This is a genomic window from Brachybacterium vulturis (assembly GCF_043641765.1).
Classification (GTDB): Bacteria; Actinomycetota; Actinomycetes; order Actinomycetales; family Dermabacteraceae; genus Brachybacterium; species Brachybacterium vulturis_A.
This window is the reverse complement of the sequence record NZ_JBHZRO010000006.1, coordinates 190,822-201,714: the sequence shown is the minus strand read 5'-3', so window position 1 is coordinate 201,714 and position 10,893 is coordinate 190,822. Positions and strand designations below refer to the sequence as shown.

Here is a 10,893-nt window from a genome sequence, read left to right as displayed (position 1 = left end):
CGGGGGGGGGCCCCCCCCCCCCTCCCCCCGCCCCGGGCCCGCCCCCCCCGCGGCCCCCCCCCCCCCCCCCCGGGGCGCGGGGGGGGGGGGGCCCCCCCCGGGGGCCCCCCCCCACGCCCGTCCGCCCTGCTCCCGCCCACCGCGCCGCCACGGAGGACCCCGTGAATCAACTCGTCCGACTGATCGGGCGGAGACTGCTCGCACTGCCGCTGATGATCCTCGGCGTCACGCTGCTGGTCTTCGTGATCATGTCCTTCTCTCCTGCCGACCCCGCTCGGCTCGCCCTCGGCGAGGCCGCCTCCCAGCAGGCGCTCGAGAACTACCGCGAGGCCAACGGGCTCAACGATCCGATCTGGGTGCGGTACTTCTCCTTCCTCGCCGGCATGGTCCGCGGGGACCTGGGCACCAGCAGCGGCAATGTCCCGGTGACCGAGCTCGTCGCGAGCGCCTTCCCGATCACCCTGCAGCTGACCTTCCTCGGCCTGGCGATCGCGATCGTCCTGGCCGCCATCCTCGGCGTGCTCGCCGCGCTGTTCCGGGACAAGTGGGTCGACCAGGGCATCCGCGTGCTCTCCATCGCCTCGCTGGCGACCCCGTCCTTCTGGCTCGCGATCCTCCTGATCCAATGGCTCGGCGATGTCCCCGGAGGATGGGGCGCCTTCCCGGCCCTGGTCACCCGGTGGGTGAGCGTCTTCGAGGATCCCGCGACGTACCTGCGCAACGTCGCCCTGCCGGCACTGGCCCTGGGAGTCCCGGTCGCCGGGTCGCTGACGCGCGTGGTGCGCACCGCGATGGTCGAGGAGCTCGACCGCGACTACGTGCGCACCGCCGTCGGCGCGGGGATCCCGTACCCCGTGGTCATCGCCCGCAACGTGTTCCGCAACGCCCTCATCACCCCGATCACCGTCCTCGGCCTCCGGGTCGGCTACCTCATGGGCGGCGCGGTGATCATCGAGATCATCTTCAACATCCAGGCCATGGGCCAGCTGATCCTCGACGGCGTGGTCCGCAATGACGTGTACCTCGTGCAGGGCGTGACCCTCGTGGTGGCCATCGCGTTCATCGTCGTGAACATCATCGTCGACATGCTGTACGTCATCGTCAATCCTCGGATCAGGAGCATCTGACATGCGACCCCACCTCGGATCCCGCCTCCGGTCGGTCAGCGGCTCCGCGCCGGCCCCCTTCCGCTCCCTCCCCGTGCCCAGCCGCATCGCGGTGATCTTCCTGGCCGTGCTCGCCCTCGTGGCGATCTTCGCGCCGCTGGTCAGCCAGTACGGACCGCTCGCCATCGGGCCGCCCGTGCAACCACCCGGCGCGGAGCACTGGATGGGCACCGATGCGATCGGTCGGGACATCTTCTCCCGGGTCACCCACGGCGCTCGCTCCTCCCTGCTGATCGGGCTGGCCGCCACCGGGGCCGCCCTCCTGGCAGCGGCGGTCATCGGCTCGATCGCCGCGACCGGCGCGAAGTGGCTCTCCGAGATCGTGATGCGAGTGATGGACGTGGTGATGTCCTTCCCCGGAATCGCCCTCGCCGCCGTCTTCGTCGCGGTGTTCGGCACCTCGTTGCCGGTGCTGATCTTCGCGATCGGCTTCCTCTACGTCCCCCAGCTGGCCCGCGTGGTGCGCGCCAACGTGCTCGCCCAGTTCGGCGAGGACTACGTCGCCGCCACGCAGGTGATGGGCGCCTCGACCCCGTGGATCCTGGTCAAGCACGTGGCCCGCAACTCCATCGCACCGATCATGGTGTTCGCGACGGTGCTGGTCGCCGACGCGATCGTGCTCGAGGCCTCGCTGTCCTTCATCAACGCCGGGGTCCAGCCCCCCAGTCCCTCGTGGGGGAACATCCTCGCCAACGGCAAGCAGCTGCTGCTGTCCGGCTACTGGTGGCCCACCTTCTTCCCCGGTCTGATGATCCTGCTGACCACCCTCGCGCTGAACATCCTCTCCGAGGGCCTGACCGACGCGATGGCGAGCCCCCGGGTGAAGGTCGACGTCGAGACCGAGGACGGCACCTCGGCCGGGGACGAGGCCGCGGAAGGACGCGAGACCGGTGACGGCGCACGGACGCCGCAGGAGCTCGCGGCGACCCCGGACGTGCTGGGGACGATCGACGAGGAGACCGCGCAGCGTCTGCTGCGACAGTCCCTGACCGCGCTGCGCACCGCCGAGCTCTCTCGCCCCGAGCGGCCTGCGGTCGATGACTCCTCGGAGCCCCTGCTCTCGGTCCAGGACCTGCGGGTCGCCTTCCCCGGATCCCATGAGGGCATCGACATCCTCGACGGGATCTCCTTCGAGGTCCGTCCCGGCGAGACGATGGGCCTGGTCGGCGAGTCCGGCTCCGGAAAGTCCGTGGCCAGCCTCGCGATCATGGGCCTGCTGCCCCGCACGGCACGGATCAGCGGTTCGATCATGCTCGGCAGCACCGATCTGCTCTCCCTCTCGCCGAAGCGGGTGAACGCCCTGCGCGGCCACGAGATCGCGATGATCTACCAGGACGCCCTCAGCTCGCTGAACCCCTCGATGCTGATCCGCTCGCAGATGGCCCAGCTGACCCGCCGCGGCGGCACCCGCAGTGCTGAGGAGCTGCTCGATCTCGTGGGCCTGGACCCCTCCCGCACTCTCTCCTCGTACCCGCACGAGCTCTCGGGCGGGCAGCGGCAGCGGGTGCTGATCGCGATGGCCCTGACCCGCGACCCGAAGCTGGTGATCGCCGATGAGCCCACCACCGCCCTGGACGTCACCGTGCAGAAGCAGGTCGTGGACCTGCTGAACCGGCTGCGGGAGGAGCTCGGCTTCGCGATGGTGTTCGTCAGCCACGATCTCGCGCTGGTCTCCCAGCTCGCCGACCGGATCACCGTGATGTACGCGGGCCAGGTCATGGAGCAGGCCACCACCCATGAGCTGCTCATCGATCCCCGCCACGAGTACACTCGCGGCCTGCTGGGCTCGGTGCTCTCGATCGAGGCCGGGGCCGAGCGCCTCCACCAGGTCTCCGGCACCGTCCCCTCCCCGAAGGACTTCGCCCGCGGCGACCGCTTCGCCCCGCGATCGCTGGACCCGGCGGCCGATCCGACCGCAAGCCCGCGACTGCTCGATGTCGGCGTCCCGGGCCACCGCGTCTCCTCCACCGGCACCGTCCCCGCCCCCCTCGAAGGAGGATCGCGATGACCACCTCGCCCGCACCACGGCCCTCGGACCCCCTCGGTGCCGACCGGCCGCCGACCCTCGAGCTGCAGGACGTGCACGTGGTCCACCGCCTGCGCAGCGGCAGCGTGCTGCACCCCGACACCATCCGCGCCGTCGACGGCGTGAGCGTCTCCGTCCGTCGCGGGGAGGTGCTGGGAGTGGTCGGGGAGTCCGGCTCCGGCAAGTCCACCCTCGCCCGGGTGATGACGGGTCTGCAGCCCGTCACCAGTGGGAGCGTGCTCTTCGACGGCACTCCCCTGCGCCGCGGCCAGGCCGCTCGCAAGGCGCTGGGACGGACCGTCTCGGTGGTCTTCCAGGATCCCTCCACCGCCCTGAACCCGCGCCTGTCGGTGCGGGAGACGCTGCTGGACCCGCTGCGCGTGCACGGCATCGGCAGCGAGCGGGAGCGCCTGGCCCGGGTGAAGGACCTGCTGCATCTGGTGGGTCTGCCGCAGTCGGTGATCGCCGTCCTGCCGCGGCAGCTCTCGGGCGGTCAGCGCCAGCGGGTCGCGATCGCCCGCGCCCTGGCCCTGGAGCCGCAGATCATCGTCGCGGACGAACCGACCAGCGCCCTCGATGTGTCGGTCCGCGCCCAGGTGCTGAACCTGCTCACAGACCTCAAGCGCGAGCTGGGGCTGGGACTGGTCTTCATCTCGCACGACATCAGCACGGTCCGCTTCATCTCGGATTCGATCATCGTCATGAACCACGGCCGCGTCGTGGAGCGCGGCACCGCCGCCGAGGTCTTCACCGAGACGCAGGACGAATACACCCGCACGCTGCTGGCCGCAGCGCCGGCGCTGCTGTGAGCGCGTCAGCCCGTCGGCCCGCAGATCCCACCCCCTCTTCAAGGAGCAACCCCGCCATGACTTCCCCTTCCGCCGCGCTGACCGGCGTCGTCCCCCCGCTGCTGACCCCCTTGACCGCGGACGGCGAGATCGACCTGCCCTCGCTCGAGCGTCTGGTCGGCCGCCTGCTCGAGAACGAGGTCGACGGGATCTTCGCGCTCGGCTCCAGCGGTGAGGTCGCCTTCTGGGACGACGCCCGCCGCGAGGCCGTGCTCGAGGCGGTCACCGGGACCGTCGCCGGGCAGGTGCCGGTGCTCGCCGGCGTGATCGACATGCAGACCGACCGGGTGCTCCAGCACATGCGCGCCGCCGAGCGCTTCGACCTGGCCGGCTACGTGGCCACCGCGCCGTTCTACGCGATCGCCGGCCCGGAGGAGATCGACACCCACTTCCGCACGCTCGCCGCTGCGACCGACCGCCCGCTGTGGGCCTACGACATCCCGGTCTGCGTGCATGTGAAGCTGTCCACCGCCCACATGCTCCGTCTCGGCACGGACGGAGTGATCACCGGGGTGAAGGACTCCAGCGGCGACGACGTCGGCTTCCGTCGGCTCGCGCTCGCCAACCGCACGGCGGGCTCCCCGCTCACGCTGCTGACCGGGCACGAGGTCGTCGTCGACGGTGCCTATCTCGCCGGGGCCGACGGTTCCGTGCCGGGGCTGGGCAACGTGGACCCGGCCGGCTACGTGCGCATGCACCGCGCCGCGCAGAGCGGCGATTGGGAGCAGCTGCGCGCCGAGCAGGACCGTCTCGCGCAGCTGTTCGAGATCGTATTCCAGCCCACGGACAAGGTCGGCCCGGCCGCCGGCGTCGGCGCGTTCAAGACCGCTCTGCGCGAGCTGGGGATCATCTCCACCAACACGATGGCCCGGCCGATGTCCCCGATCGAGGGAGAGACCGTGGACCGCATCCGCGCGATCCTCGGGCAGACCGGCCTGCTCGACGGGGGCACGGCGACGGGCGAGGTCGCGGGTGCCTGATCCGGTCCTCGCCCTCGATCTCGGGGGCACCAAGATCCGCGGCGCACTGGTGCACGGCGCGGAGCCGCTGCGCACCGACCACCGGGCCGAGCGCGCCGCGCCGCACCTCGAGCGGGTGGCCGAGACGCCCACTCCCGCGACCGCCGGCCCGTCGGCGATCCTCGACGCCGTGGCGGAGCTGGCCGAGCGGATCTGCTCCGGGTCCCGGGTGAGCGCGGTGGGGCTGGCCGCCGCCGGGGTCATCGACAGCGGTCGCGGGCATGTCACCCACGCCACTGCGTCCCTCGCCGGCTGGGCCGGCACCGATGTGCGCACACCGCTGGAGGGTCGCTTCGGCGTACCGGTCAGCGTGCTGGGCGACGTCCACGCCCACGGCATCGGCGAGGCCCGTTTCGGCACCGGTGGGGACCGCGCCTCGATGCTGCTGATCGCGGTCGGCACCGGTATCGGCGGCTGCCACGTGATCGGGGGCTCGGCCGTGCTCGGCTCCCATGGCGCCGCCGGCCACGTCGGCCACGTCCCGGTGCCGGAGGCCGCGGGCGTCCCCTGCCCCTGCGGACGGACCGGGCACCTGGAGGGGCTCGCCTCGGGTCCCGGGATCGTGCAGCTCGCTCGCCGGCTCGGGGCCGACGCCTCCGTGCACGACGGGCACTCCCTCGCCGCCGCGGCCGCGGCCGGGGCAGACCCGGCGCTGACCGCGTACCGGATCGCCGGGCTCGCCACGGGCCGGGTGATCGGTGGTCTGCTGAACGTGCTGGATCCCGAGGTCGTGGCCCTCACCGGCGGGGTCGCCGAGGTGGGAGGGGCCTGGCGCGAGGCCGTGAGCCGCGGCATCGCGCAGGAGGCGATGGACGTCGTCGCCGACACCCCCGTGCTCCCCGCGACCGCCGGCAGCCACGCCGCACTGCTGGGCGCCGCCGCCCGTGCCCTCGACGAGCTGCCCTCCTGAGCTCGACTCTCCCGCATCCCGCTCCTCCCCGACTGCTGAAGGACTGACTCACCATGCATCCTCTGGTCTCCGCCCTCGAGGGCTCCCTGATCGTCTCCTGCCAGGCCTATCCCGGTGAGCCGATGCAGGATCCGCGCACCATGGCGCAGGTCGCCGCTGCGGTGCAGGCCGGCGGGGCCTCCGCGGTGCGCGCCCAGGGGCTCGAGGAGATCGCCCAGGTGACCTCCGCCGTGGACGTCCCGGTGATCGGGATCTGGAAGGACGGCGAGGACGGGGTCTTCATCACCCCCACCCTCGAGCACTGCCTCGCGGTGGTCGAGGCAGGCGCCGGCATCCTCGCCCTGGACGGCACCGCCCGGCCCCGACCCGATGGCCGGACCCTCGCCGAGACGGTCTCCGCGGTGCGGGAGCGCTTCGACGGGCCGCTGATGGCGGACTGCGACAGCCTCGAGTCCGCCCTGGCCGCCGCGGAGCTCGGGATCGAGATCATCGGCACCACCCTGGCCGGCTACACCCCGGCCCGTCCGCGGACCGAGGGCCCCGACCTCGCACTGCTCGGCGAGCTCGCGGGACAGCTGCCCCCGACCTCGGTGCTGGTCGCCGAGGGCCGGGTGCACACCCCCCTGCAGGCGGCCGACGCCCGCGCCGCCGGAGCGTTCGCGGTCGTGGTCGGCACCGCGATCACTCACCCGACCAGCATCACCCGCTGGTTCCGCACCGCCGTCGCGGACGCCTGAGGCGCCCGGACCTACCCTGCCCTGCCCTCACCTGAACGGAACCCTCCCCCGATGATCTCCCTCGGCTCCTCCCCCGCCCCGGTGCCCGACGCCCCGGTGCCCCACACCGTGCTCGCCCGCGCCGGCCAGGGGCCCTGGCCCCGGTACCGCATCGTGGGCCTGGTCCACCTCGGCGACGGGCACCTGCTCGCGGGCTTCGACGGCCGGGAGACCGGCCAGGACGTCCCCGACCCGACGGGCCTGGTGCAGCGGCGGTCTCTGGACGGCGGCCGCACCTGGGGAGATCTCGAGGAGCTGCGGGCCGCGGATCGCACGAACCGGCACTGGTACTGCGACCCCAGCTATCTCCATGACCCCGCCTCGGGGCGGGTGCTGGTCTTCCACACCCATGCGAAGGATCGCGGGGTGTGGGACGCGGTCGCCGGCACCGATGACACGGACCGGGACGTGATGGGCTCCGCCGTCGGCATCTCCGAGGACGCGGGCCGCAGCTGGGAGTTCCGTTCGGTGACCGCGGTCGCCGCTCCCCCGGCGCTGATCCGCACCGCCTTCCCCACCTCCGGGGCGGGCATCGTGCTGCGGCGCGGCCCGTATGCGGGGCGGCTGCTGCAGCCGTACTGCGGGTGGTTCCGCGACGGCGGTCGGGCGGGTGAGGGCCCGACCGACGGCGAGGTGGTGCGCTCCTACGTGCTCTACTCCGACGACCACGGCGAGACCTGGCACCGCGGCGCCCCCGTGGGCGAGGACATGGACGAGACCACGATCGTGGAGCTCTCCGACGGCCGGGTGCTGCTGAACTCGCGCGACCACGCCCGCGGCGGGCAACGGCGGATCGCGGTCTCCGCCGACGGCGGGGCGAGCTGGGAGGACCGCGGGATCGATCCGCAGTTCGTCGACCCCGGCAACAACGCCCAGCTGGCCGGCCGCCACCCTGACGCGGAGGCGGAAGATCCGCGGGCGCGGGAGCTGCTGTTCACGGGCGCCCACGACCGCTTCGCCCGGATCCGCGGCACGCTCAGCTCCTCGCACGATGACGGGGAGACCTGGCAGGAGACGCTCGTGTTCGAGCCGGGGCCGCTGGACTACTCGGTGGTCCAGGCCCTGGACGGCGACGCGATCGGAGTCCTCTGGGAGGTCGAGTCCCGGGAGATCCGCTTCGCGCGGATCGAGGCGGAGGACCTGCCGGGGATCTGAGTCGACAGCGGACAGCGGGGGCGGCATCCGATGGATGCCGCCCCCGCCGTCGTGCGAGGTCCCGCTCCGGGGCCCGCCGGCTGCTCGTCAGCACAGCGGGCCCCGGGCCGCTGCTCAGCTCAGCGCGCCCCGGGCTTGCCCGGCTTCGGGTTGTCGATCGTGAACCGCGGGGAGGTGAAGGTCTCCCAGTGGTCCGGGTCCTCCGGGTCGCCGAGGGGCTTCAGCACCCGCATCTCGAGGAGGTAGTCCCCGTTCTTCACGGTCTTGGACTTCTGGTTCTTCAGCGCGTAGCTGCCGTCCCAGCCGTACACCTCGGGTGCCGCGGAGCGGCCCAGGTGGTCGGCGGCATCGATCAGACCGACGGAAGGGTTGACCGGCTTGGCCTTCCCTCCCCCGTTGATCCTGAAAGCCTGGATCTCCAGACGCTCGACGGGGTAGCCGAAGTAGTACGCGAGGTAGGGGATGTCCCCGTCCTGCATCGTGTAGGTGTGGCCGCCGTCGGGATCCAGCAGCACACTGCCGGTCCCGTCGCTCACCCCGAGGACGGGCAGGCCCATCCCCTGGTCGTCGAGCACCGGCAGCGCCTGGTAGTCACCGGAGAGCCCGGCGAAGGGGACGACGATGTCGTCCTCCGCACCGGTGAGGGTGATCCAGCCGCCGTAGATGATGCCGTCCTCGCCGAAGTCCTCACCGAAGGTGACGGTGAGCTCGGTGCTGCTGTGCGCCGCGACCGTGACCGTGCCCGAGCCGAGCTCGGCGAGGGCCGGGGCGTCGTAGAATCCCGGGTTGTAGGTCGGGTGGCTGGTGGCGATGCCGTGGCGGACGCCGACCGAGTAGGTCTGCTCCGTCTCGGAGTCGTTGCTGACGGTGAGCGTGACGGTCTGCGGACCGTCCTCGCCCTCGCCGAGGGAGACCGAGGGCTCCTCGACCCGGGTCGCGGTGTGCACCGCACCGACCATGTCGAGCAGGCCCGCGCCCTGGCGATGGACCGGCTCGAGGTAGCCGACGTCCGGCAGCAGCGACCAGGTCAGCGGGTCCGCGGTGTTCATCATCGTAGTCTTCACCCCGGCGGGCGCGAGGTCAGGCGCCGACTCCAGCAGCAGGGCCGCCGCGCCGGCGACGTGGGGCGCCGCCATCGAGGTGCCCGACATGGAGCCGTGCCCGCCCTGCTCGAGCGGGAGCGTGGACCAGATGGAACCGCCCGGGGCGGCGACGTCGGGCTTGAGCTGCAGCTCGGCGGTGAGGCCATAGGACGAGAAGTCCGAGACGAGGCCCCCGGTGGGGTTCTCGAAGACCGCCGCACCCTCCTGCCAGGCCCAGGTCACCTCTCCGGAGGTGAGCGCCTCCTGCAGGGCGAGTCCGTCGTCCTGGCCGATCATGACCACGGGGATCGTGATCGCCGGGTCGCCCTCGACGGTCGGGTTCACGACCCCGGGGGCGTTGTTGTAGAGGATCACGGCGTCGTAGCCGGCCTCCTGGCCCGCGAGCGCCTTGAGGTGGAAGGAGCAGGCACCGCGCTCGATGAGCAGGGCCTCGCCCGCACCGCTGGCCGGCGGGACCACGGAGACCTCGCAGGCCTGTGCGGCCTCGCTGCCCGGGGCGCCGGCCGAGACCAGCGCGAGCTCTCCGGCGGTCGGGACGGCGGCAGAGCTGCCGGTCGCCGGGCCGTAGGCGATCTCCCGGCCCGCTGCGACGGCGTAGGACGCGCGGCGGTCGGTATTGTTCACCGAGGCGACCGTGATCGCGCCGGCGGAGACGCCGGGGGCGCCACTCGAGAACGTGCCGACGGTGCCCTCGTTGCCCGCGGAGATCACCATCGTGATCCCGTTGTCGGTCATCACGTCGGACATCTGCGCGGTGGGGTAGTCCTGCCAGGTCACGAAGCTCGCGCCGAGGGACATGTTGACCACGTCGGCGCCGTCCTCCATCGCCCGCTCCATCGCCTCGAGGATCACCTCGGTGCTGCTGGAGCCTTCACAGCCGAACACCCGGTAGGAGAGCAGGTCGACCCCGGGTGCCACACCGAGCACGCCGCCGGAGGCGGGGTCGCCGCCGGCGCCGATGATGCCGGCGACGTGGGAGCCGTGACCACCGCAGTCATCGGGATACTGGTCCGGGGAGACCGGGATCCCCTCAGCGGCGTCGTAGGCGTCGCCCACGAAGTCGTAGCCGCCGACCACCCGATCACTCGGGAAGTCCTCCGTCTGGTCGTTGACCCCGGAGCCCCCCAGATCGGGGTGGTTGTAGTCGATGCCGGAGTCGATGACGGCGACCGTCACGCCCTCACCGCTCAGCCCGTCGACCTGCTGGACCTGGTCCACGCCGGTCATGGCGTTGCCGTAGACGTCCTCCGGGGCGGCGTCGACCGGCTCCGGCATCTCGACCTCGAGCACGGGATAGACCGCCGTCACACCGGGCACCGTGCGGAGCTCGGCGACGTCCGTGTCGTCCATCGCGACGGACATGCCGTTCCAGCCGGAGACGAACGTCTCCTCGACGTGCATCGGGATCTCGGCGGCCTTCGCCCGCTCGTGGACCTTCTCCTGTGCGCGCGAGTTCACCGTGGCATTGCCGCCGCGGAGCACGGGATCGCCCGCGACCTCGACGAGCCAGCGGCCCGGGATCGCGGTCTCGGCCGTATCCAGGACGTCATCGGGCGTGGGGACCTCGACGCCGAGGTCGGAGGCGGTGCCGAGGAGCTCGGGAGAGTCCCCCTCGGCCAGGGCGGGCGGGGCGACCAGCAGGCCGGCCACGAGGGCGGCGCCGGCGCCGGCCGCGAGCGCACCGCGGGGTCTGGGCAGATCTGGGCGGGTGAAGTGCATCGTCGCATTCCTCCGGGGATGGGATGGGAGTGAGTGGGTGTGCTGCGCGTCCTCGCGCCCGGAGATCCCGGTCGCCACCGCCCAGCATTCCATCATGGCGCACCCGATCCCGTGGGCGAACGGCGAAATCGATACCGAGAGTCACCTGCACCGGCACCGGATCCGCCCGTA

Annotated in this window: 8 protein-coding genes; 7 read left to right on the top strand and 1 reads right to left on the bottom strand. The window is 72.3% G+C overall.

Annotation, left to right across the window (positions count from 1 at the left end; genetic code table 11):
• The first annotated feature begins 161 nt into the window (after nt 1-161).
• The 7 genes from ACHUEU_RS06850 to ACHUEU_RS06820 are packed head-to-tail and all read left to right on the top strand — an operon-like array spanning nt 162 to nt 7,900.
• A complete protein-coding gene (locus ACHUEU_RS06850; protein ID WP_394215160.1) occupies nt 162-1,127 on the top strand; it encodes an ABC transporter permease in 966 nt (321 codons plus the stop codon).
• Between the two features lies 1 nt (nt 1,128).
• A complete protein-coding gene (locus ACHUEU_RS06845; RefSeq protein ID WP_394215159.1) occupies nt 1,129-3,174 on the top strand; it encodes a dipeptide/oligopeptide/nickel ABC transporter permease/ATP-binding protein in 2,046 nt (681 codons plus the stop codon).
• Nucleotides 3,171-4,001, top strand: coding sequence for an ABC transporter ATP-binding protein (locus ACHUEU_RS06840; protein WP_394215158.1), 831 nt, complete (start codon nt 3,171-3,173; stop codon nt 3,999-4,001). Before ACHUEU_RS06845 ends, ACHUEU_RS06840 begins: the two co-directional genes overlap by 4 nt.
• A 56-nt stretch (nt 4,002-4,057) precedes the next feature.
• Nucleotides 4,058-5,020, top strand: a complete 963-nt coding sequence (locus ACHUEU_RS06835) for a dihydrodipicolinate synthase family protein (protein ID WP_394215157.1) — start codon at nt 4,058-4,060, stop codon at nt 5,018-5,020.
• Entirely contained in the window at nt 5,013-5,969 is a 957-nt protein-coding gene (locus tag ACHUEU_RS06830; RefSeq protein ID WP_394215156.1) for an ROK family protein, read from the top strand. Before ACHUEU_RS06835 ends, ACHUEU_RS06830 begins: the two co-directional genes overlap by 8 nt.
• 53 nt (nt 5,970-6,022) lie before the next feature.
• Nucleotides 6,023-6,706 carry an N-acetylmannosamine-6-phosphate 2-epimerase gene (locus ACHUEU_RS06825; RefSeq protein ID WP_394215155.1) on the top strand — a complete coding sequence of 228 codons (684 nt, stop codon included), beginning with the start codon at nt 6,023-6,025 and terminating at the stop codon, nt 6,704-6,706.
• Nucleotides 6,707-6,757: 51 nt separating this feature from the next.
• On the top strand, nt 6,758-7,900 hold the full coding sequence (locus tag ACHUEU_RS06820) for a sialidase family protein (protein WP_394215154.1): 1,143 nt from the start codon (nt 6,758-6,760) through the stop codon (nt 7,898-7,900).
• A gap of 119 nt (nt 7,901-8,019) precedes the next feature.
• On the opposite strand, the gene ACHUEU_RS06815 is transcribed toward ACHUEU_RS06820, so the two are convergent.
• Complete coding sequence (locus ACHUEU_RS06815) at nt 8,020-10,722, bottom strand: S8 family serine peptidase (RefSeq protein ID WP_394215153.1); 2,703 nt, start codon at nt 10,720-10,722, stop codon at nt 8,020-8,022.
• Between the last annotated feature and the right edge of the window lie 171 nt (nt 10,723-10,893).